The sequence below is a fragment of the Trichococcus ilyis genome, from assembly GCF_900109135.1.
Classification (GTDB): domain Bacteria; phylum Bacillota; class Bacilli; order Lactobacillales; family Aerococcaceae; genus Trichococcus; species Trichococcus ilyis.
This window is the reverse complement of the sequence record NZ_FNYT01000001.1, coordinates 120,626-143,670: the sequence shown is the minus strand read 5'-3', so window position 1 is coordinate 143,670 and position 23,045 is coordinate 120,626. Positions and strand designations below refer to the sequence as shown.

Annotated in this window: 22 protein-coding genes; 2 read left to right on the top strand and 20 right to left on the bottom strand. The window is 49.7% G+C overall.

From position 1 onward, the window contains the following. Positions 1 to 26: 26 nt before the first annotated feature. Positions 27 to 2,096, bottom strand: a complete 2,070-nt coding sequence (parE, locus tag BMX58_RS00645; RefSeq protein ID WP_068620550.1) for a DNA topoisomerase IV subunit B — start codon at positions 2,094 to 2,096, stop codon at positions 27 to 29. A gap of 183 nt (positions 2,097 to 2,279) precedes the next feature. Between parE and plsY the strand changes: the two genes are divergently transcribed. Next, positions 2,280 to 2,882: a glycerol-3-phosphate 1-O-acyltransferase PlsY gene (gene plsY / locus BMX58_RS00640; protein WP_068620553.1), complete on the top strand. Its 603-nt coding sequence runs from the start codon at positions 2,280 to 2,282 to the stop codon at positions 2,880 to 2,882. 97 nt (positions 2,883 to 2,979) lie between these two features. Here plsY and BMX58_RS00635 read toward each other — a convergent pair whose 3' ends face one another. The 16 genes from BMX58_RS00635 to BMX58_RS00560 form a co-directional block, all read right to left on the bottom strand. Beyond that, entirely contained in the window at positions 2,980 to 3,852 is an 873-nt protein-coding gene (locus BMX58_RS00635; protein WP_068620556.1) for an aldose 1-epimerase family protein, read from the bottom strand. Positions 3,853 to 3,888: 36 nt separating this feature from the next. Then, positions 3,889 to 4,707, bottom strand: a complete 819-nt coding sequence (gene codY, locus BMX58_RS00630) for a GTP-sensing pleiotropic transcriptional regulator CodY (RefSeq protein ID WP_068620776.1) — start codon at positions 4,705 to 4,707, stop codon at positions 3,889 to 3,891. 92 nt (positions 4,708 to 4,799) lie between these two features. Further along, positions 4,800 to 6,209 (bottom strand): ATP-dependent protease ATPase subunit HslU, encoded by a 1,410-nt coding sequence (hslU, locus tag BMX58_RS00625; RefSeq protein WP_068620557.1) that lies wholly within the window; start codon positions 6,207 to 6,209, stop codon positions 4,800 to 4,802. Positions 6,210 to 6,225: 16 nt separating this feature from the next. Further along, positions 6,226 to 6,750, bottom strand: a complete 525-nt coding sequence (hslV, locus tag BMX58_RS00620) for an HslVU peptidase proteolytic subunit (protein WP_068620558.1) — start codon at positions 6,748 to 6,750, stop codon at positions 6,226 to 6,228. Beyond that, positions 6,747 to 7,679: a tyrosine recombinase XerC gene (gene xerC / locus BMX58_RS00615; protein WP_068620559.1), complete on the bottom strand. Its 933-nt coding sequence runs from the start codon at positions 7,677 to 7,679 to the stop codon at positions 6,747 to 6,749. The genes hslV and xerC overlap by 4 nt, the downstream gene beginning before the upstream one ends. A 71-nt stretch (positions 7,680 to 7,750) precedes the next feature. Continuing rightward, the gene (gene trmFO, locus BMX58_RS00610; protein ID WP_068620560.1) at positions 7,751 to 9,061 is read right to left on the bottom strand and encodes a methylenetetrahydrofolate--tRNA-(uracil(54)-C(5))-methyltransferase (FADH(2)-oxidizing) TrmFO; all 1,311 of its coding nucleotides are present in this window, start codon (positions 9,059 to 9,061) and stop codon (positions 7,751 to 7,753) included. A gap of 17 nt (positions 9,062 to 9,078) precedes the next feature. Then, on the bottom strand, positions 9,079 to 11,148 hold the full coding sequence (gene topA / locus BMX58_RS00605) for a type I DNA topoisomerase (protein WP_068620561.1): 2,070 nt from the start codon (positions 11,146 to 11,148) through the stop codon (positions 9,079 to 9,081). Between the two features lie 115 nt (positions 11,149 to 11,263). Then, entirely contained in the window at positions 11,264 to 12,172 is a 909-nt protein-coding gene (gene dprA, locus BMX58_RS00600) for a DNA-processing protein DprA (RefSeq protein ID WP_068620563.1), read from the bottom strand. A gap of 133 nt (positions 12,173 to 12,305) precedes the next feature. Then, positions 12,306 to 13,082 (bottom strand): ribonuclease HII, encoded by a 777-nt coding sequence (locus BMX58_RS00595; protein WP_068620565.1) that lies wholly within the window; start codon positions 13,080 to 13,082, stop codon positions 12,306 to 12,308. Next, a complete protein-coding gene (gene ylqF, locus BMX58_RS00590; RefSeq protein WP_068620567.1) occupies positions 13,079 to 13,957 on the bottom strand; it encodes a ribosome biogenesis GTPase YlqF in 879 nt (292 codons plus the stop codon). Before ylqF ends, BMX58_RS00595 begins: the two co-directional genes overlap by 4 nt. 87 nt (positions 13,958 to 14,044) lie before the next feature. After that, on the bottom strand, positions 14,045 to 14,707 hold the full coding sequence (lepB, locus tag BMX58_RS00585) for a signal peptidase I (protein WP_068620569.1): 663 nt from the start codon (positions 14,705 to 14,707) through the stop codon (positions 14,045 to 14,047). Positions 14,708 to 14,740: 33 nt separating this feature from the next. Next, positions 14,741 to 15,289: a signal peptidase I gene (gene lepB / locus BMX58_RS00580; protein WP_068620571.1), complete on the bottom strand. Its 549-nt coding sequence runs from the start codon at positions 15,287 to 15,289 to the stop codon at positions 14,741 to 14,743. 156 nt (positions 15,290 to 15,445) lie between these two features. Then, the gene (locus BMX58_RS00575) at positions 15,446 to 16,927 is read right to left on the bottom strand and encodes a S41 family peptidase (protein ID WP_068620573.1); all 1,482 of its coding nucleotides are present in this window, start codon (positions 16,925 to 16,927) and stop codon (positions 15,446 to 15,448) included. A gap of 22 nt (positions 16,928 to 16,949) precedes the next feature. Continuing rightward, positions 16,950 to 17,651, bottom strand: a complete 702-nt coding sequence (gene deoD / locus BMX58_RS00570) for a purine-nucleoside phosphorylase (RefSeq protein WP_068620575.1) — start codon at positions 17,649 to 17,651, stop codon at positions 16,950 to 16,952. A 21-nt stretch (positions 17,652 to 17,672) separates the two neighbouring features. Next, positions 17,673 to 17,897, bottom strand: a complete 225-nt coding sequence (locus tag BMX58_RS00565) for a YozE family protein (protein ID WP_068620576.1) — start codon at positions 17,895 to 17,897, stop codon at positions 17,673 to 17,675. A 16-nt stretch (positions 17,898 to 17,913) separates the two neighbouring features. Next, positions 17,914 to 18,537 carry a YpmS family protein gene (locus tag BMX58_RS00560; RefSeq protein WP_068620578.1) on the bottom strand — a complete coding sequence of 208 codons (624 nt, stop codon included), beginning with the start codon at positions 18,535 to 18,537 and terminating at the stop codon, positions 17,914 to 17,916. A 139-nt stretch (positions 18,538 to 18,676) separates the two neighbouring features. On the opposite strand from BMX58_RS00560, the gene trhA reads away from it, so the two are divergent. Next, positions 18,677 to 19,327, top strand: coding sequence for a PAQR family membrane homeostasis protein TrhA (gene trhA / locus BMX58_RS00555; RefSeq protein ID WP_068620580.1), 651 nt, complete (start codon positions 18,677 to 18,679; stop codon positions 19,325 to 19,327). Positions 19,328 to 19,534: 207 nt separating this feature from the next. Here trhA and BMX58_RS00550 read toward each other — a convergent pair whose 3' ends face one another. From BMX58_RS00550 to BMX58_RS00540, 3 genes are all read right to left on the bottom strand, one after another. Continuing rightward, positions 19,535 to 20,023, bottom strand: a complete 489-nt coding sequence (locus BMX58_RS00550) for a dihydrofolate reductase (RefSeq protein WP_068620582.1) — start codon at positions 20,021 to 20,023, stop codon at positions 19,535 to 19,537. A 100-nt stretch (positions 20,024 to 20,123) separates the two neighbouring features. After that, the gene (locus tag BMX58_RS00545) at positions 20,124 to 21,071 is read right to left on the bottom strand and encodes a thymidylate synthase (RefSeq protein WP_068620584.1); all 948 of its coding nucleotides are present in this window, start codon (positions 21,069 to 21,071) and stop codon (positions 20,124 to 20,126) included. 22 nt (positions 21,072 to 21,093) lie between these two features. Further along, positions 21,094 to 22,989, bottom strand: coding sequence for an ABC-F family ATP-binding cassette domain-containing protein (locus tag BMX58_RS00540; protein WP_068620586.1), 1,896 nt, complete (start codon positions 22,987 to 22,989; stop codon positions 21,094 to 21,096). Positions 22,990 to 23,045: the final 56 nt, after the last annotated feature.

Below are 23,045 nucleotides of genomic sequence, written 5' to 3'. Positions count from 1 at the left end.
CAGCTCTTTAATTTCCAGATTATCCACTATAGTTCACCACTTTCAAAATCTAACGAAATTTGTTCCATTTCCTGCGCGTTCTGCTGATCCACAGATTCCTTCTTCACTTGCTCCTGCAGATGTGCCTCCCCATTATCAGGCATCGGGGCAAGGTCTTGCTCCAGGATGCTCTTATCGTCGGCCATCGAAAATTCGACGTGCTTCTCGATCCATTTCCTTCGCGGCTCGACTTTGTTCCCCATCAGCGTCGTGACCCTGCGTTCCGCTTGGGCCTTGTCATCGATGAGCACCCGGATCAATGTCCTGGTTTCAGGATCCATTGTCGTATCCCAGAGTTGATCCGCGTTCATTTCCCCGAGACCTTTGTAGCGTTGCAGGATATAGCCTTTGCCGATAATGTCGATTTTTTCCTGCAGTTCCTTTTCCGTCCAGGCGTACTCGATTTTTTCGTTTTTGCCGAAGCCCTTGGATATTTTGTACAGCGGCGGCTGGGCCAGATAAATTTTCCCGGCTTCCAACAACGGCTTCATGTACCGGTAAAAGAAAGTCAGCAGGAGGATCTGGATGTGCGCGCCATCCGTATCCGCATCCGTCATGATGATGATTTTGTCGTAGTTGCAATCCTCGATTTCGAAATCCGCCCCGACCCCTGCACCGACCGTGTAGATGATCGTGTTGATTTCCTCGTTTTTCAAGATATCCTGCATGCTCGCGCGTTCCGTATTGATGACTTTCCCGCGCAGCGGCAGGATAGCCTGGAACTTGCGGTCGCGCCCTTGTTTGGCGGATCCGCCGGCGGAGTCGCCCTCGACCAGATACAGTTCGTTCTTTTTCGGATTTTTGCTCTGCGCAGGCGTCAGTTTGCCGGACAACAACGATTCGTTCTTTTGGCGCTTTTTGCCGTTGCGCGTCTCCTCACGGGCTTTGCGCGCCGCATTGCGGGCTTCCCTGGCTTTCAATGATTTTCTGGCAAGCATTTGGGCTATTTCGCCATTTTCGATCAGGTAAATGCTCAATTTTTCGCTGATGAGCCCATCAACGGCTGCCCGCGCTTGCGGAGTGCCCAGCTTTTCTTTCGTCTGGCCTTCAAATTGGAGCAGGTTCTCCGGTACGCGCAACGATAAGACTGCCGAGAGCCCTTCGCGCACATCGCTGCCCTCGAGATTCTTTTCTTTCTCTTTAATCAGGTTCATCTTCCTGGCATATTCGTTGAAGGCTTTGGTGATGGCCGTCTTTGCGCCCGTTTCATGTGTGCCGCCATCCTTCGTGCGGACGTTGTTGACGAATGACAGGATCGTCTCCGAATACCCATCGTTGTATTGGAAGGAAAATTCGATTTCGATCCCATCGGATTCTCCGCTGAAATAAACGACATCGTGCAGCGTATCCTTTTCCTCGTTCAAGTAAGTAACGAATTCCTTGATCCCTTCTTCGAAGAAAAAAGTGTCGCACTGTTCGGTCCGTTCATCTTTCAGCGTGATCGTCAGCCCTTTCAACAAGAAGGCTGATTCCCGGAAGCGTTCCGCCAGAACATCATACGATAGTTGCGCGGTTCCGAAAATTTCTTTGTCCGGCAAAAAATGGATCAGTGAACCTGAGCCTTTGCCGGTGCTTTTTGACTTGATCATTTTGCTGGCGGGTTTTCCGCCATCCTTGAATTTCATTGTATGGACTGTGTTTTCACGGGTGACGGATACTTCCAACCACTTGGATAAGGCATTCACGACGCTTGCGCCCACCCCATGCAGACCGCCTGACGTTTTGTATCCGCCCTGGCCAAACTTCCCGCCAGCGTGAAGCACGGTGAAAATGACTTGGATGGTAGGCACACCCGATGCATGTAATCCGGTCGGCATCCCTCGCCCGTTGTCTTTGACGCTGATGCTTTGGTCTTCATGGATCGTGATATCGATCCGATCGGCATAGCCTGATAAAGCCTCATCGACCGCGTTGTCGACTATTTCATATACTAAATGATGCAACCCGCGTGCATCGGTGGAACCGATGTACATGCCGGGCCGTTTCCTGACTGCCTCGAGGCCTTCCAACACCTGAATGGAGTCATCATTGTAATTGATCTCTTTGTTTTGTGCCATAAAAAAACTCCTTCGTATCTGTTCTGACCGAACATCTATTCTATCATACTGTATAACTTTGACTTTGAAAAGAATAAAAAATGCGGCAAGCGTTCGGCCTCCTATAGGAAAAATGCCGATAAAATGTTAAAATGGACTGGAATTATTTTTTTATTGGAGTATCAACATAGGAGTGAAGTGAGAATGACAGCAATCGTCATCATCCTGGCCTATCTTTTGGGTTCAATCCCTTCAGGCATCTGGATCGGAAAATATTTTTATCATACAGACATCCGCAAATACGGCAGCGGGAACAGCGGAACAACCAACACCTTCCGCGTTTTAGGCAAAAAAGCCGGAATCATCGTACTGATCATGGATATGTTGAAAGGATCCGCAGCCACCCTGTTGCCGCTCTGGCTGGGTGTCGCAATCCATCCTTTATTGGCGGGCATGGTTGCGGCACTCGGACATACTTACCCCGTATTTGCCGGGTTCAAGGGAGGCAAGGCTGTCGCCACCAGCGCAGGTATCCTGTTGGCCTACAATCCGCTTTTTTTCGCGGAAGCAATCGTCGCCTTCCTCATCTACTTGTACTTTTCCAGAATGGTCAGCTTGTCCAGCATACTGGCCTGTTTCACGGCGGTCTTCCTGTCGTTCTTTTTCAAGGACTGGCCACTGACGGTGGTCACGATTCTTTTGACGGTCTTCATCATCTACCGCCATCGATCCAACATCTATCGGATCAAAAACGGAACGGAAAGCAAAGTGCCTTTCGGCTACAAATCAAAAAGTGGGAATAAATAACGACAGAAGAAGGCGTGTCCGTAAATCACCGGTGATTTACGGACACGCCTTTTCTTGCGCAGAAGACCAAAAAAGCCGGACTTGCTGCTTGAGTTTCTTAAAAGAATGTGATCCGGTGGACGAAATACCGTTTGTTCCCGGATTCAAGCGATTGGATGGCCATTTTGCGCTGTAGTTCCCCATCCGCATCGGAGCGGTCCGCCAGTCCGCACCATGGTTCCAAGCAAACGTAAGCAGCATCCTGTTGCGGTTTCGTCCAGATGCCCAAGTAGTCGAAATCCTCATAGGACAGCGTAACCCCATGCGGCCCTTTTTCAGACGCAATCGTAACGGTTGTCGCTTCGGGCGTTTTGAAAATGATGGCATCATTCAGGAAAAGATTCCTTTCCAATGAGAAACGATTTTGTTCCACTTCGACCGTTTTGCCCGCCGCGAGAAAGGGTCCATCGAGGAATAAGCGCTCGCGGGGAATCTCAGGAGTCATTTTGATATAATAATCCTCGAACATTTCGCCTTCCGCCAGAGGAACATTGAAACCCGGATGTCCGCCGATCGAGAAGTACATCGTATTTTCATCGAGGTTCTTCACCTTGTAGATGACCGACAATTGGTTCTCGAACAACTGATAGGTCAATTGCAGTTCAAACGAAAAGGGATAGACATGCTTGAAGTCGCCATTCGGCGCCAAGATGAAAGTGATGCTGTCGGACAAACGTTCATGCACTGAAAATTTCGCATCACGCGCGAAACCGTGTTGTCCCATTAAGTAGGTGTTGTCGTTGTGACGAAAGCGATCTTCCTTCAATCGTCCGACGAACGGAAAGAGGATAGGTGCATGTCTGTTCCATACTTTTTCATCAGCTTGCCACATATATTCGATTCCATTCTCTTTGGCAATCACGCTGATGACTTCTGCACCCTTTTCTTTTACGGTTACCGTAAGGTGCTGGTTTTCGATTACAAATTCCATGACTATTCCCCCTAGATTGGCTTAACAACATTTCGCTTACTGATCATTTTTTGAATACAACGCCCTTTTTAAAGCGTCAAGCAGTTCGGCAGAAAAAACTCTGATGAATGTCCCTTTCATGCCGAGCGAGCGCGTCTCAAGGATGCCGGCTGATTCCAATTTCCTTAAAGCATTCACGATGACGGAACGCGTTATGTGCTTTTCTTCCGCGATTTTTGAGGCGGTAATGCGTTCCTCCAAAGTCGGAAATGTCCCGAAAATGGCTTTGACAGCTTCCATTTCACTGAAGGACAGCGATTTTACGGCAATCTGGATCAGTGTAGTCACCCGGGTAGCTTCTTCCATGCGCAAATTGATGGCGTGCAGCAATTCGATGCCGATAACAGTGGCCCCATGTTCCGCAAGGATCAGATCGCTGCTGTCAAAGGCAGGCTCCATGCGCGCCAAAATCAAACTGCCTAAGCGCTTGCCTGAAGCAAAAATCGGAACAATCGTTGTGACCCCTGTAATGAACAAGTCTCTGCTCTCGATCGGAAAAGCAGTGAAATCGGATTCGATACCGATGTTGGCGGTCGTCTGAAACAATGCAGACAGATTATGGGCATACTGCTCGGGAAATTTCTTGTCTTCCAGCATTTGCTTGATACGGGCGTTGTTGATATCGGTCGCCTCGCTGTAGCCCAATAAATTGCCGGACAGATCGATCAGATACGTGTTGGCCCTTAAGATGTCGCCAAGCACTCTCGCCATTTCCGTGAAGGGCAAGGCCGTCCCCTCGCCGGTGACAGCAACAAAGCCCCCTTCTTTTTGCAGCATATAGTTGATCCTTCTCAACTTTTCTAATAATTCGTCCATATTTCCCCCCATACGATTATTCATCAGAAAATATCCGCAAGGTTCATCCAGCCCAAAAGGAGACCCTTCCTGCCGCTGCAAATTTGTCATGCTTATAGGATATATCTTCTTAAGTCTTTATTCTCTACGATCCTTTCCAGTTTCTCATCCACATAATGTTCCGTGATCGTAATGTCGGTACCTGGTATTTCGGAAGCCTCGAACAGCAGATCCTCCAACAGTTTTTCCATGATTGTGTGCAGCCTTCTCGCACCGATATTATCGGTTTCCTGGTTGACTTCAGTCGCGATGACCGCCATTTTCCGGATGGCTTCCTGCGTGAAGGTGATGTTGACGTCCTCTGTTGCCAACAGCGCGGTGTATTGTTTCAGCATCGCATTTTTCGGTTCCGTCAGAATCCGGACAAAGTCATCCTCCGTGAGGTCGTTCAGCTCCACGCGGATAGGGAAACGCCCCTGCAATTCCGGTATCAGATCGCTTGGCTTTGAAATATGGAATGCACCGGAAGCAATGAACAGGATGTGATCCGTTTGGATGGCCCCGTACTTGGTGGAGACTTGGCTGCCTTCGACAATCGGAAGGATATCCCGTTGGACGCCTTCCCGCGAAACTTCCCCGGAATGCTGCGATTTGGAGGTTATCTTGTCGATCTCATCGATGAAAATGATCCCGTTGGTTTCGGCCAACTTCAAGGCTTCCTGCGAAACATCGTCTTTGTTGACAAGTTTGTCGGTCTCTTCCTGCACAAGCACCTCGATGGCATCTTCGACCAAAAGCGTCCGCAGGATTTTCTTTTTCGGCGTCATCGATTCGAAGGCCGACTGCAGCATCATCATCTGTTCGTTGTTTCCGCCGGCTCCCAGCGGACTCGCTTGTTTTTCCTCCACTTTGATGGAGACTTCGCGTTTGTTCAGGAGGCCTTTGCGCAATTGCTCAACGACTTCCTCCCTGCTTTTGGCGATTTCGGCAGTCATTTCTTCAGCGTCCTCTTCCTGGTTTTCCGGCAAAGGCATCCCCAGATTTTTGAACATGTTTTGCCAGTCATTCATGCCGTCCTGTTTCGGTTTGGCTTTTTTGATTCCCGGTTTCATGACTTTGGCCAAACGCTGCAGTGCGGCTTCATGCGCTTTGGAGTAGACGTCGCCCCGTTTTTGCTTTTCGACGATCTGGATGGCATTCTCCACCAGATCGCGGACCATCGACTCGACATCGCGGCCGACGTAGCCGACCTCCGTGAATTTGGTAGCCTCAACTTTGACGAAGGGCGCTTCGACCAACAGTGCCAAGCGTCTTGCCAACTCCGTCTTCCCGACGCCTGTCGGTCCGATCATCAGAATGTTTTTCGGAGTCACCTCTTTTTGCATCTCGGCATCCAAGTGCTGTCTCCTGTAACGATTCCGCAAAGCGACAGCAATCGCTTTTTTTGCCGCATCCTGGCCGATGATGTAACGGTCGAGCTGCTTCACGATTTCTCTGGGTGTTCTGTTCTGCTGTTCCTTCATTATCTTGGCCACCTATCTAAAATTCTTCAAGAATGATGTTGTCGTTCGTAAATACGCAGATTTCTGAAGCAATCTTTAGGCTTTCGTATGCAATTTCTTTTGCCGAAAGATCGGAACCCCGTCTCTTCAGGGCTCTGGCCGCAGCCAAGGCATAGTTGCCGCCCGAGCCGATCGTGAGGATGCCGTCATCCGGTTCGATGACTTCCCCGCTTCCGGAAACCAGCAGCATCTGCTCCTTGTTCATGACGATCAGCAGCGCTTCCAGCTTCTGGAGGGCGCGATCCCCGCGCCATTCTTTGGCCACCTCGATCGAGGCGCGCAGCAGGTTCCCTTTGTATTGATTGAGTTTTTCTTCGAATTTGTCTTCCAAGGTAAAGGCGTCCGCCACACCGCCGGCAAAGCCTACGATGACTTCATCATGATAGATGCGGCGGATCTTTTTCGCGGTCCCTTTCATGATGACCGATTGCCCCATCGTCACTTGACCGTCTCCAGCCATGGCCGACCGACCGTTGTGCTGAACTGCACAGATTGTCGTCATTTGTTATTCCCCCTATTGTTGCTTTCCCGTTTCGCCCGCGGATGGAATTGATTGTAGTTCCTTTGCAGGGCATCTTTCGTCACATGCGTGTAGATTTGAGTGGAGGACAGGCTGGCATGCCCAAGCAGTTCCTGGACGGTCCGCATGTCCGCTCCGTTGTTGAGCATATCGGTCGCGAATGTATGCCGCAGCATGTGCGGATGCAACGATCCGGTCAAGCCAGTCTTCTTCATTACCTGCTTCAGGATGTATTCAATTCCTCCCGCCGTGAGCGGATCGCCCAGCCGATTCACAAAAAGATAGTCATGGTGGCGTTGATATTTGGACATCAGTTCCGGCCGGGTCATTTCCAGATATTCCTGGATGGCCGCAGCCGCATAATGCCCAAACGGCACGTAGCGTTCTTTGTTGCTTTTTCCGAAAACCAAAATGACACCCAAATCAAAAGATACATCCTGCAGTTTGATGTTCTTGCATTCGCTGACGCGGATTCCGGTCGCATACAATAATTCGACCAGTGCCCGGTTCCGGTAATCCAAAATTTGGGTCCCTTCGGCCGCACCCAGCAGTTTTTCCAGTTCTTCTTCATATAGATACTGCGGCAGCCGCAACTGTTTTTTCTTGAATGAGATATAGGATAAAGGGTTTTCATCGACGTAGTCATTGCGGATCAGGAAATGATAGAACCCTCTTAAGCTGGACAGCGTGCGCGAAATGGTGTTCCGGCTCAGCTTTTGTTCATCCAGAAAGCTCAAATAGAGGCGGACATCGTACAATTGCACAGCCAAAAAATCGCTGTTTCCGCTTTCCTGAAGAAATGACTCGAATTTTTGCAGATCGAACACATACGCCTTTACCGTTTCATCGGAATAACGCCTTTCGACAGCCAGATAGTTTATGAATCGATCAACCAATTCTTGATTAGACAAAAAAATCCCTCCAACATCTTATGACTAAATTTATCACAATGTTGGAGAGATTTCAATGTAAGGCGGTGAACTTAAATCGTTTGCACGAATTCATCCAAAGCAGCCAACGCTTTGTCGGCGATCATTTGGTTTTTAAGCTGTTTGTCACGGATTTTCTTGCCTCCCAACGGTTCGATGATACCAAAGTTGGCATTCATCGGCTGGAAGTGTTTGCTGTCCGTGTTCGTGATATAGTGCGACATGGCACCGATCATCGTCGTTTTCGGGAAAACGACACATTCAAGCCCGCTCGCCATTCTGGCCGCATTCAAGCCCGCCAACAGACCGCTGGCGGCACTTTCGACATATCCCTCGACGCCGGTCATTTGACCTGCAAAGAACAGATCGTCGCGCTTTTTACTCTGATAGGTCGAGCGGAGTATTTTCGGAGAGTTAAGGAATGTATTGCGGTGCATCACGCCGTAGCGCACGATTTCAACATTTTCCAATCCCGGAATCATGCGCAAAATCCGCTTTTGCTCGCCCCATTTCAAATGCGTCTGGAAACCGACGATGTTGTACAAGGATCCGGCAGCGTTGTCCTGGCGCAGCTGCACCACAGCGTAAGGGATTTTCCCGGTCTTCGGATCTTCCAATCCGACCGGTTTCATCGGCCCGAAGAGAAGCGTTTTTTCGCCCCTTGCAGCCATCACTTCGAAAGGCATGCAGCCGTCAAAATATTTTTCCTCTTCGAACTCCTTCAGGGGTGCCACTTCGGCTGCGATCAGTTCGCGGTAAAAGGCTTCGAATTCCTCTTTTGTCATCGGGCAGTTCAGATAGGCGGCTTCCCCTTTGTCGTAGCGCGACTTCAGGTAGACCTTATCCATATTGATGCTGTCTTTTTCAAGCACCGGCGCAGCGGCGTCATAGAAATACAGTCCTTCCGTTTCGATGAAATCTTGGATCGATCGGCTCAGAGGTTCCGAAGTCAAAGGGCCTGTCGCAACCACCGTGATCCCTTCAGGCAATTCCGTCAGCTCATCGTGATGGATTGTTATATTGGGATGGTTTTCCAGGCTTTTCGTCACGTATTCTGAAAAGGTATCGCGGTCTACGGCCAAAGCGCCGCCTGCAGGAAGCGCGGTTGCATCCGCCGCTTTGATGATCAGGGAATTCAGATGGCGCATTTCTTCCTTGATCAAACCAGCGGCATTTGTGACTTGGTTGGCCCGCAATGAATTCGTGCAGACCAGCTCCGCGAAACCTGAAGTGTGATGGGCAGGCGTCATCTTTTTCGGTCTCATCTCGTAGAGATCGACGTGGATGCCCTGCTCCGCTATTTGATAAGCTGCCTCGCTGCCGGCCAGGCCGGCGCCGATTACGGTAACTGTATGTTTAGTCATAGTATGCCTCCATAACGTTATTTCTGTACATCTTCCTCGTATTCACAATGGCTGCATTTCACCTGGATGCCGCCTTTGACTTTCTTTTCGACCAGATAATGCTGGCATTTCGGGCAATCACGCCCGATCGGTTTGTCCCAAGAGATGAATTCACACTCGGGATAACGATCGCAGCCATAGAAGATCCGGTTTTTCTTGGATTTCCGTTCGATGACCTCGCCTTTGTGGCAGACTGGGCAGGTGACATTGATTTTCTTCACGATCGGTTTCGTATTGCGGCATTCCGGGAAATTGCTGCACGCATAAAATTTCCCGAATCTGCCGATTTTGATGACCATCGGATGTCCGCACAATTCGCAGTCGAAGCCGGCAGGTTCATCCTTGATCTCGATTTTTTCGATTTCGACTTCGGCTTTTGCAAGTTCTTCGGCAAAAGGTTTATAGAAATGATCGACTACCTTGACCCATTCCATTTTCCCTTCCTCTACGCTGTCCAGATCCTGTTCCATCCCTGCTGTAAAGGAGATGTTGACGATATCAGGGAAATAGGCTGATATCAGGCCATTGACGATCGTACCCAATTCGGTTGGCTCGAAACGCTTCGCGGTCACTTTCACGTAGTAACGCTTCTGGATCGTTTCGATTGTAGGCGCATAGGTTGAAGGTCTGCCGACGCCGTTTTCTTCGAGCGCCTTGATGAGTGTCGCCTCCGAATAACGGGCTGGCGGCTGCGAGAAATGTTGATTCGGTTCAATATCTTTCGAGAAGACCGTGTCCCCGACTTCCATTTCCGGAAGCAGATTATCTTTTTCTTTGGAGTTTCCTTCTACATATACTTTCCGGTAGCCGGCAAAATTTTCTTTGGATCCTGTCGCACGGAACAGGACGTCCTCATGCTTAAGATCGACCTTCATCGTATCGAAAACCGCCGGAGTCATTTGACTCGCTAAAAAGCGTGCCCAAATCAACTGGTACAATTTGAATTGATCCTTTGTCAAAAAGGCTTCGATTTCGCTTGGAACCCTCAAAACACTGGATGGGCGGATGGCTTCATGCGCATCTTGCGCCGATTGGGAATTCTTGTTCTCGCGCTGTTTCTCAGTGGCGTATTCCGGACCATAGGTATCCGTAATGTATCCATGAGCTTCTTCGATCGAACCGGCGGATACACGCGTCGAATCCGTTCGCATGTAGGTGATCAATCCTACCGAGCCTTCTTTTCCAAGGGGAATCCCTTCATAGAGTTCTTGCGCGATCATCATCGTTTTGCGTGTGCGGAAATTCAGTTTGTTGGCGGCTTCCTGCTGTAGGCTGGAGGTCGTGAACGGCTGAGCCGGATTGCGTTTTTGCTGTTTCTTCGTCACATCAGCGATTTCAAAAGCATTGGATGTGATTTTCGCGAAGATCGCGTCTGCTTCTTCCTTGTTCTTCAACTTCAGTTTTTTTCCGTTCAATCCGTAAAATGATGCCTGAAAAACATGCTTGTCCTTAAGGAAAGTGCCATCGATCGTCCAGGATTCTACAGGTTCGAAATTGGCGATTTCCTCTTCCCGGTTGATGATCAGATTGAGGGCAACGGATTGGACCCGACCCGCACTTAACCCTTTTTTGACTTTCTTCCATAATATCGGTGAAATCGAGTAGCCCACTAGCCGGTCCAATACTCTGCGCGCTTGTTGCGCCGAGACGAGATCCATGTTGATCGGTCTTGGATTCTTGAGCGCTTCTTTGACTGCATCTTTCGTTACTTCATTATAAACGACGCGGATATTATCTGAAGGATTCAAGCCCAACAAATGTGCGAGGTGCCACGAAATGGCTTCCCCTTCCCTATCCGGGTCGGAAGCCAAGTAAATTTTTTCTGCCTTATGGGCATATTTCTTCAATTCTTTAATCAGGTCGCCTTTGCCGCGAATCGAAATGTAATCCGGCTGGTAGTCATTTTCGAAATTGATCCCCATCCGACTCTTTGGTAAATCGCGCAAGTGGCCTTTGCTGGCTACCACTTTATAGTTTCTGCCAAGATACTTTTCTATCGTCTTGGCTTTGGTAGGTGATTCCACGATGACTAAATATTTATAAGCCAAAGAAACGACTCCTCTCAACGAAATATTTTGTATGAATATTTCTGTCATTTAAATCGTTTCCCATCTTATGCCATAAACTGGGTGTTTGTCAAATGGAAGTTGCTCCGCGCACGCTTCACTCCCGCAACATTCTCATTTCCGCCAACACGTCTGCCGCATTCAAAACGCACGCCGCTCCGGCCTTTATCAATTGATTGGTGCCGACGCTGAGCGGGCTGTCGATATTCCCAGGCACCGCAAAAACGTCCCGGTTTTCCTGCAGCGCCAAATTGGCGGTTATGAGGCTGCCGCTTTTTTCTCTCGCCTCAATCACCAATGTCGCCAGCGCGAGGTTAGCGATCAGGCGGTTGCGCATCGGAAAATGGTGCCGCTCCGGTTTGGTGCCCAAGGGATATTCGCTGATGACCAATTGCTCTGCCATCATTTTCCGCTGCAGCAACGCATTTTCCCTTGGATAAACAACATCCAGCCCGGTTCCGATGATGCCGACCGTAGCACCGCCGGATCCGATCGCACAGGCATGCACCATCTGATCGATTCCTTTGGCAAGGCCGCTGACCAAGGTGATTCCTTCCGCGGCCAATGGCGGAATCATTTCATTCAAGACCGTCTTTCCGTAGGCAGTCGGGCTACGGCTGCCAACGACACTCAGGCAAGGACGCTCAAGCAGACGGAGATCACCTGCACAGAATGCCACGATCGGCGGCAAATAACTGTTAAGCCATCCTGCCGGGTAGTCTCTATCCGCAATGGTCAACATTTGGATATTTTCGGTTTGATACTGTTGCTGCATTTCATCGTACGGAAATTTTAAGTACGCTTTCTCCAACACTGCCCTCGCATTGTTAAACGCCGCCCCAGTCCCCCTCGGATTATAGCTGCGGATTATTTCTTCCATTGTACTGGTTGGGTCGCGCGTCAAGGATTCATATAGATGTTTCATAAATTGCGGTGTGCAGACTCCCAACATGGCGTGATAAATCAATTTGTCCCGGATTGCCAGATCCTCGAGGTTTCTTCGCATAATAAAAACTCCTTTCGCACCATCTGTTAAGAGAGTACGCAAGGAGTCTGTTTTTGATTTATTTGCTTCTGGCTCTGCCGAACCCTTCAGGGCGAACGTCAACTGGCGGTTTTTACGTTCACAAATAAGGGCCTCACTGTCCGCGCAGCATGCTTTTGATCGGATCGAACGTCTTCCTGTGGATAGGGGTGATGCCGTGCATTTCCAGCCCGGACAAATGAACCGGGGTGCCATACCCGGCATTCTTCTCGAAGCCGTAGTGCGGATACTGCAGGGCATATTCGGACATCAGCCGATCGCGATAGACTTTGGCGACGATGCTGGCTGCAGCGATCGAGACTGATTTGGCATCCCCTTTGATGATGGACTGCTGTTCCACAGGCAACGGCAACTTCATGGCGTCGATGAGCAGGCTGTCCGGTTCCTGTTTCAGATTGGCGATTGCTTGCATCATCGCTAATTTCGTGGCTTCATAGATGTTCACCGCATCGATCGTTTCCGGTGGAACCAGACCGATTCCGACATCGGCAATGGCCATGATCTGATCGAAGAGCTCTTCCCTTTTCTTGGCTGAAAGCTGTTTCGAATCATTGACCGGCAAAAAAGGGAGTTCCGTCGGCAGAATGACTGCCGCTGCGACAACCGGTCCAGCCAAGGGGCCTCTGCCGACTTCATCGATCCCTGCGATGGCAATCCGGCCCTTTGCCTTCAGTTCGTTTTCGAAGGCCATCATCTGGAACTGCCTTTCTTTTAAAGCAAGTTCTTTCTCGTAGTTCCGTTCCCAGGACTTCACCGCTGTCTGGACGCCTTTTCGGGGGTCTGCTTTGATCGCCGGCCAACGCGGATCATCCAAAGACACGATCGCCTGCAACTGCATTTTGATGTCAGCAATGCTCAGCGGTTTGTTCATTTTGAGAAGCCCTCACTTGCATCCGTTGCCTTCACGGGCACTTGATCCAGGGTATAAGGGCCCAGTTTGCCGCCGCGGATATCAAAGATGATTCTTTCGCTGGCCCGGCTGTAGTCCTCGCCAAAGCGCAGTTTCTTTGTCAATTCCATCAGCATTTCCGGAACAGCACCTTCAAATTCGTTTTCGTCTATCTTGTAGAATGCCTGTAATCTGCCCGGATAATGCTGCAGGAAATAGCGCAACGCAAACAGAGCCACGTCATCCTTATGGAAAACAGTGTCCTTGATTGCCCCTGTCAAAGCAAGTTTTTGCCCGATCAGCTGATCCTCGAACTTGGGCCAGAGAATCCCCGGTGTATCCAGCAATTCGAAATCACTGCCGATTTTCAGCCATTGCTGCCCTTTTGTGACACCGGGACGATTGCCTGTCTGAGCGCGGTTCTTCTGCATCAGTTTGTTGATCAAAGTGGATTTACCGACGTTCGGGATGCCAAGGATCATCAGCCGGATGGCGCGGGGTTTGACGCCTTTATCGATCATTGCCTGTGTTTTGTGGGCCATCATCGCTTTCAGTTCTTTTTTGATATTTTCAACATCCTTGGTATTGAGGGTGGAGATCGAGACAGCCCGTTGCGCTTTGCTGTCCTGTTTGAAATATTCAACCCATTCTTTCGTTGCTGTCTTATCAGCCAAATCGGCCTTGTTGAGGACGATCAATCTCGGTTTGTTTCCGATGATGTCGTCGATCAAAGGGTTCCGGCTTGATTCCGGAAGGCGCGCATCCAGCAACTCGATCACCAGATCGACCATTTTTAATTTTTCCAAAGCTTCACGTTTCGCTTTTGCCATGTGGCCTGGGAACCATTGTATTAACATATTGACACTTCCTTTTCTGAATGAATCCATTCGCTTCCATTTCAAGACAAAACACAAGTGCGCGAACACTTGTGTATGCTAGTTTTTTTATTCGCCTGCTCCGTTGTCATCTATGACTCCAATTTTGTTCAGCGGCCAGATTCTCAAGTCGGCCGTTCCTTCGATCTGGGCCGCCGGGATGAAGCCGAAGACGCGGCTATCCTTGGAAACACTGCGGTTATCGCCCAAAACGAAATACATGTCTTCAGGTACGGTCGCTTCTCCTGTCAGGCTGAAGAGCGTAAAATCTCCGGTCAACGCTTGGTTTGAGGCTTCCTTCAGCGGTTCCAGATAGTGCTCTTCGACTTTTTCGTTGTTGATGTACAATTCATCCTGGAAATAAGTGATTTCATCGCCCGGAAGCCCGATGATGCGTTTCACGTATTCCTCATCGGTTCCATCTGGAGCGGGGAACACCACGATATCAAAGCGATCGACTTCCGTCAACTTGTTCAGGATCAGCCGGTCCCCCGACTCCAACGTAGGCACCATGGAATCCCCGACAACTTGGAACGGATAGAACAGATACGTCCGGATGACGATGAAGAGCACAAAGGCGATCGCCACCGAAAAGACCAGGTTCAGGACTTCCCGCAAAAAACCGCCTTGTTTTTCCGGCTGATCCTCTTTCTTTTTATCGACTCCGAATCTTTCGTTCCTCGAAACAAACCCGGAGTCTTGGTCGTAATGATCATTATTTCTTATGGACATCGAATCACCCTTTCTCATGAATACAGCTGTTGCTTAATTTCCGATCAAACCGAAATCCTCGAACGGATAATACACCATCGCCGCTTTCCCGGCAACATCCGCCTGTGCGACAAAGCCGAAAATCCTGCTGTCCCTGCTGCGGACGCGGTTGTCACCCAGCACAAAATAGCTGCCCTCCGGCACCGTGCCTGTTCCTGTCAACGAAAGCAGATCGAAATCCGAAGTGAAAACTTCCATCCCCTGCTGCTTTTCGGATCCAAGAAAAGGTTCGTCGATGGGCGCGCCGTTCAGGTAGAGCTGATCTTCTTTATAGGACACCGAGTCGCCCGGCAATCCGATGACGCGCTTGATGAGTGTTTCGCCTTCCGCGTTACTGAAGATGATGACGTCGAAGCGATCGATGTCCGAAAACGTTTCGTACAGGATGTAGTTGCCCTGTCCCAATGTTGGACTCATGGAATCGCCGTCCACCCTCAACGGGAGAAATACATAAAAACGGACAATGACCACCAGCAGCAAGGCGATGAACGCCGCTTTCGCCCAATCCCAGATACCATCTTGTATTTTTTTGTCTACTTTCATAGGTATCAACCTTTTTGGTTATAGTGTGTGCCAAAAACAACACTCTAAGTTTAGCACATTTTGGGGATAAAAAGAATCGCAACCGTTGCGAATCCGAATCTTCCTTGCAATGCCAAAAAGGTTTGGCATTGCTCCAAAGCTGCCAAACCTCCTGGGTTATTCGTTCCCTGTCAGTAACTCTACCGCTTTCGCGTACTGCGTGTCATTCTCGGAAAGGACTTCACGCAATTTTTCGACCAGCGCCAATGAAGTGTCTCCCGTAACGATGCCGGTTGTTTCGAGTCCGTTGTCTGCTTGGAATGCAGTGACTTGCTCGACCGTGTCTTTGGCGTAATAACCGTCCGCTTCAACTTCGTAGCCGATGGCGTTCAGCATCGCTTCGACATTCTTGACTTCTTCCGAAACTGCCCCTTCCTGATAACTCGCTGTGGAGTCGATGATCGTCAGTGTGGCGTAATCCGGGAGAGCGACTTCATAGTCCACCGCAATCCCTTTTTCATGGATCCAGTTGCCGTTAGGGGTCAACCACTTCGCGACAGTCAATTTCAATTCGCTGTTCTCCGTTAACGGGTAAACTGTCTGGACAGTCCCTTTCCCGAAAGTCGTCGTTCCGACCAATGGTATCTGGGAAGACTCCTGCAAAGCGGCTGCGACGATTTCAGATGCGCTGGCGCTGCCTTCATCGACAAGCAGCACAGTGGGCTCGGTGATCTTGAAGTCTCCGAATTCGCTGTCGCTGGCGGTGATCTTGTTCGGTTGTGCGTCTTTTTCTTGCGTCTGCATGATGACGCTCCCATCACTGAGGAACATATTGCTGATTTTCAGAGCTTGGTCCAACAGACCGCCCGGATTCTGCCGGAAATCGAACACAAAAGACGTGGCGCCTTGCGTGCGCAATTCCGTCACGGCGCTGACGATATCGTCATAGGTCGGCGTGGAAAAGCTGGAAACATGGACAACGCCGATTTCCGGATGCTTCTCATCCAGTTCATAAGCCACCGTTTCGATCGGAATGGTATCCCTGATGATGTTCACCGTGAAGTTTTGATCGCCCCGGGTGATTTCCAGCACCACTTCGCTGCCCTTTTCGCCCCGGATCAGCTCGACCGCTTCACTCGCGGTCAGTCCATGCAGATCCTGTCCATCGGCACTGATGATGATATCATTAGGCAATAAGCCGGCTTTTTCGGCAGGCGAACCTTTGATCGGCGAAACGACGACGATCTGCTGATTCAGGGACATGATTTCAGCCCCGATCCCTTCGAAGGATGCCGAAATCGTCTCATCCAGATTGTCGCTTGCTTCTGTATTCAAATATTGGCTGTAGGGATCACCGATGGCCCCCACCATGCCGCTCAAGGCCCCCTCGATCAATGCTTCCTTATCCACACCTTCAACATAATTGTTGAGCAATGTCTGATAGACCGCTCCGATCCGATCGGCTGCTGCCGCATCCAAAGTCGAACTGTTTGTGCCCTGGATGATTTCGCCGGTTGACGGCAAGGTGACGCTTCTTCCGATCCATGCATACGTTCCGGCGATGGCCGAAGTTGCAACTACGATCAAGGAAAAGATATAAACGGATAATTTGACTCCGCGTTTTTTGCCGTTTTTTTGTTTATGCCCATTGTTGCCCATTCATGACTTCACCTCTGTAAGATTATAGGATAGATTCCAATGCGACGAGCATCATATCGTCGAATGTTGTTTCACGTTCCTCTGCAGTCGTTTCTTCCCCGGTCAGGATGTGGTCGCTGATCGTCAATAAAGCCAGCGCTTTCCGGTTATATTTGGCAGCAAGCAAGTAGAGCCCGGCCGCTTCCATTTCGACGGCCAAAACACCATAGTCAGCCAATTTTTGCTTATCGAGCTCTTCGTTGTAGAAGCGATCCGATGAAAGGACGTTGCCGACATGGACGGAAAGCTTCCGTTCTTTAGCGACAGTATAGGCACTATGCATCAGTTCAAAATTGCAGATTGGCGCAAAGTTTACTTGACCGTGGAAGGTGTTCGCTATTACGCTGGAATCTGTGGTCGCGCCTTGGGCAATGACGATGTCGCGCACGTGGATGTCTTTTTGGATCGCTCCTGCCGATCCGACGCGGATCAGCTTCTGCACGTTGTATTCCGTGATCAGTTCATTCGCATAGATCATGATGGACGGCAAACCCATACCCGTGCCTTGGACAGAAACACGTTTGCCTTTATAGGTGCCCGTGTAACCGAACATGTTGCGGACCGAATTGTACTGTTCGACATCCTCGAGGTACGTTTCTGCGATGTACTTCGCTCTCAACGGATCCCCTGGCAATAATACCGTTTCCGCGATTTGACCGGGCTTTGCTGCGATGTGTGTACTCATTTCATTTCCTTCTTTCTCGATTTAATTTTTGTTTCTCTCGACGTAGGTTTCGAACAAATCATCAAAAACGGACATGAATTCCGTGTACTCGCCGCTCAACTCCAGATAGTCAGCCAGTTCATGGTAGTCAGTCGATTGCTTCGGGAAGGCGATGTCATCAGCAACCCGATTCGCGAACGCTGTTTTTGAGTCCTTTTTGTATGGATCTTTGTACGTGAGGATGAAAAGATAAAATGATTGTCTCATAAAATTAGGCCTCTTTCTATTTTAACAAATTTTCTGTTGGTATGGTTACTTCAAATGCATATTCTTTAGACTGTTTGTCGATGGAAATTAAACGGATGCCACTTTCTTTCGGGAGGTCGATTGCGGAAATGGCGATCGTTGCCGTTTCCGATTCCGCATCCAAGCTGACGAATGCAGGCAACGTCAAAAATTGGGCCAACAGACTCAGGGCTTCTCTTTCGGGCAAAGACAATCCGCCCAGGGAAATGTCCGTCACCTTCAGCTGCAGATTGCCATCTGCTGTCGCATGCGGCTCCCCCGACAAAGCAAACGGGATCACAAGGCCCAGCAGAATTGTTTCACCTTTTAAAGTAACCGCATCCGCGATTCCCAGGGAATAGCCGGCGAGGCTCTTTTCGGACTTCAAATATTCATTGGCGATGAGCGCCAACTCGCTGTTGCTCAAGGATACTCCAATCGAAAGCCGATCCTCTGATTGCGTTGTGATTTGCGCATCAGTTTCAGCTGGACTGGGTCGTTCCGTCGTAATTTTCGAGAATAGCCAAACCACCGCTAAGACCAGTATCAGCGACAAGGTGAGAAAGGCGATCTTCCATGGATTCCGGTTTTTTTTTGCACTTCTTTGTTGATTGGTATCCATTCTGTACGCTCCTTTCAAAATATTATTTTCTAAATCTTACCATTTAATATGCTATAATGCATTCAGAAGGACGTTGTTGGAAACTGTTTTTTCGCTTGGCCAAAAAACATTTGCTGACAGGCAACAAGGAGGAATATAATTGACAACTTTTCCGCAGACAGACGGCAGACGCAAAACCATCGTCAATGAAGTATTGAATGCCGTAACACATGGGATCGGCACCTTGCTGAGCATCGTCGGATGCGTCATGCTGATCCTGAAAGGTTCCCAGTCAGGGAACGTCACAGAAATCGTCGCTTATGCCATCTACGGAGCATCGATGATTTTGCTTTTTCTTTCGTCCACTCTCTACCATAGCTTCAGCATGACGCGATTCCGGAAGATTTTCCGCTACATCGATCATGCAGCCATTTACTTATTGATCGCAGGGACCTATACGCCGTTTTGTTTGATTGCAGTCCGCAATGGCCAAAGCAAATTGCTGTTCATTGCCGTTTGGGCCATCGCGATCATCGGCATCATCCTGAAGATCTTTTTTGTCGGAAAATTCAACGGCATTTCCACCCTCCTGTATCTGGGGATGGGTTGGATGGCGCTGTTCATCATCCGCCCGATGTACCAGACACTCGGCCTGAACGGGATTGTCCTGATCGCCTTAGGGGGATTGAGCTACAGCTTGGGCACCATTTTCTATTCGAACAAAAAATACGGCTTTATGCACGTCATTTGGCACCTGTTTGTTTTGGCAGGAGCCGCGTTCATGTACTTCGGCATTCTGCTTTACGTCTGAGAACGATCAAAGATCCAAAAAAAAATTGAGAGCGGGACAGAACGCATTTAGCCCCGGACCACCGGAGCGGACAAGCGCAAGATGGCTGTAAGACATCCGAGCATTGTTCGTTAATTGGTGGCAGGGACTGCGTTCTGTCCCGCTTTTTCGCAAACTATGTTCGGATGCAGACAAAGAGGCCGGGGTTTTGCCCCGGCCTCTTTTCGCTTATTTCAACCGCTTGAAGACCTTGAATTCATGTTCGTACAAGTTTTTATCGTCGACAGCGCCCATGGTTGATGATGACAGTTCCCATGCCTCCCAATCGATTGTCGGGAAGTAAGTATCGCCATCAAAGTCGGCATGAATGAGCGTTTGGTAAAGTATGTCCGCGTGCGGCAGGAACAACTCGAAAATTTCGCTGCCACCGATGATGAACAGCGTATCCTCTTCGTTATCGAGCGCCAACACTTCATCCACTTCATGCAGGACCGTAACGCCAGCATGGCTGTAGTCGGTTTGCCTCGTCAAGATGATATTTTCTCTTTTCGGCAATGGGCGGGAACCCATCCCCTCAAATGTTTTTCTGCCCATCACGATTTTGTGGTTCAAAGTCATTTCTTTAAAATATTTCAGGTCATTCGGCAGGTGCCAAGGCAAGGTGCCGCCTTTGCCGATGATCCCGTTGTCGTCTTCAGCCCATAATAGTGCAATCATCTCGTATTTTGCCGCACGGACGGCCCGCAGCCGTACCGGTCTGGCTCCTGCGCGGAACCCGATTGCGGCATCCTCCTTTTCTTCGGTATGATGGTTACTGCTATACAGCGATCGGAGCCTTGATGCCCGGGTGGCTGTCGTAGCCTTCCAGGACGATATCCTCTTTCTCCATGTCAAAAATGGATTTTTCCGGGTGCTTCAACACCAACTTCGGCAAAGCGAACGGTTCTCTGGAAAGCTGCAGTTCGATTTGTTCGATATGGTTCAGATACAGATGGGCATCCCCGAAGGTATGAATGAACTCCCCGACTTCCAGCCCCGTTTCGTTCGCGATCAGATGCGTCAATAAGGCATAGCTGGCAATGTTGAACGGCACACCCAGAAAAATGTCTGCGCTTCGTTGGTACAGTTGGCAACTGAGCTTGCCCTCACTCACATAAAACTGGAACAGCGTATGGCAAGGCGGCAAGGCCATCGAAGGGACGTCTTCCGGATTCCAGGCCGAAACCATCAGCCTTCTTGAATCAGGGTTCGTCTTGATCATTCCGATGACATCGCTGATCTGATCTATGAATCCCCCTTGGGTCGTTTTCCAGTGGCGCCACTGCGATCCGTAAATGTTCCCCAATTCCCCGTGTTTGGCCGCGAAGGTCTCATCAGTCAATACGGCTTCCCGGAATTTAGCCATTTCGGTATCATAAGTCGCTTTGAAACCTTCTTCTTTAAGGACGCGGTGTCCGAAATCGTCCATATTCGGTCCCGTGTAATCCGCAGATTTCACATAGCGTTCAAATGCCCATTCATCCCAGATATGATTGTTGTTCTCCAGCAGATATTTGATGTTCGTGTCGCCCTTCAGGAACCATAAAAGTTCGCTTTTGATGAGGCCGAAAGCGACTTTCTTGGTCGTCAGGATCGGAAATCCTTCGGCAAGATCGAAACGCATTTGGTGGCCGAAAATGCTCTTCGTGCCGGTTCCGGTGCGGTCGTGCTTCGTCACGCCTGTTTCCAGGACAGTTCTTGCTAAATCCAAATATTGTTTAGTCATGTGGTCTATTGCTCCTATTAGCTTAATCTTTGGCGAACTGGCTGAGGTATTCCCAACGTTCCCATTTTTCGGCAAGCGCCGCCTCTGCATCATCCAGTTGCTGTTGCAATTGGGTCAGTTTTTCGAAATCCGAGGCGTTTTCGGCCATCGCGGTCTGCAGATTCTGGCTTTCTTCCTCGAGTTCGGAAATGTCATCTTCGATCCTGGCCCATTCCTTTTGTTCCATGTAGGTCCATTTGGTTTTTTCTTTTACGGAATCCTGAACAGGGCCGGCAGCTGCCGCTTTTTTATTCTCCTGTTTTGCGGCTTCGTTCTCCTTTTGGCTGGAGACAAGCAAGTATTCGCTCATATCCCCGAAGAATACGGCCGGTTTGCCTTCTTCGTTCAGGATCAACAATTTATCGGCCACTTTATCCAGGAAATAGCGGTCATGCGAGACTGTGATGACGGCTCCGCCAAAGCTGTTCAGGTAATCCTCCAGCACCGTCAGCGTATCGATATCCAGGTCGTTCGTCGGTTCATCCATCAGCAGCACGTTCGGTTTCGTCATCAGCAGCTTCAACAAATACAAGCGACGCTTTTCGCCGCCTGATAATGAACTGATCAGGCTGCCGTGCGTTTCGCGCGGGAAGAGGAATGTCTCCAGCATCTCCGTGACGCTGACGACGATGCCGTCGCTGCGTTTCACCTCTTCCGCGATTTCCTGCAGGTAATTGATGACGCGCTTGTCGTCAGGCAGCACTTCCGACAGTTGCTTGTAATAGGCTATTTTGACGGTCTCGCCGATGATCAGATTCCCGCCAGCGATCTCTTTTTCGCCTGCCAGCATGTTCAGGAAAGTCGTTTTGCCTGCTCCATTCTTGCCGACGATGCCGATGCGGTCGGTCGTCTGGAAAATATAGGAAAAATCGTCAAGGATCTGTTTTTCCCCCGCAAACAGCGAGATGTGCTCCAGATTGAACACGCGCTTGCCCAAACGGGAACCGTCCAATTGGATCTCCAGTTTGGCATCGTTTGTGCTTTGTTGCGTTGCCTTTTCCAGATCCTCAAAACGGTGGATCCGTGCCTGTTGCTTCGTCGTTCTGGCTTTTGCGCCTTTGCGCATCCACTGCAGTTCGCTCTTGTAGAGTTTCAGCTGCTTCTCGTCCATTTTTTGCTGGATGGCCTCGCGTTCGCTCTTTTGGGTCAGATACTCTTCGTAGTTGCCTGTATAGACTTCCAAGCCGCCGTTCTTCAGTTCCATGATTTTCGTGACGGCATTCTCCAGGAAGTACCGGTCATGGGTCACCAAGAGTACGGAACCTTTGTATTGGGCCAGGTAATTCTCCAGCCAAGTGATCGAATCCATATCGAGATGGTTGGTCGGCTCATCCAACAGCAACAGGTCCGGCGCTTGGATCAGCACTTGCGCCAAGCCCACGCGCTTGCGTTGGCCGCCGGAAAGCTCGCCCACTTTTTTCGTGATGTCATCCAACCCCAACCTGTTCAGGATGGATTTGATCTGGATTTCCGTCTGCCACGCATCCTGCGCATTCATGTCCGCTTCCGCTTTACTGTAGCATTGCTGATGGTCCGGATTCAGGCTGTCCTGCGCCAGCAATTCCAGCGCTTCCTCGTAAGCACGGACCGTTTTGATGATGGGCGCATCGCCTTCATATACTGCTTCAAACACGGTCGATTCCTTGTTCAGTTGGGGCTCCTGCGCCAAATAGCCGATCCGATAGTCGCTTGGAAATTCCAGGTTGCCCGCGTCCGGCGCATCGATTCCAGCGATGATTTCCAGCAGGGAACTTTTGCCGGTTCCGTTCTGGCCGATCAAGCCGATATGTTCACCTTCACGGATTGTGAAGGATATTTTATTGAAGAGCGTCTTCATCCCGTAGGATTTTTCTAGCGCGATGGCATTAAAGTCTTTCATGTGTGGCAATCATCCTTTGTTTTCAATCCATGTCGTTTTAGGTTCAGGGATCTTGA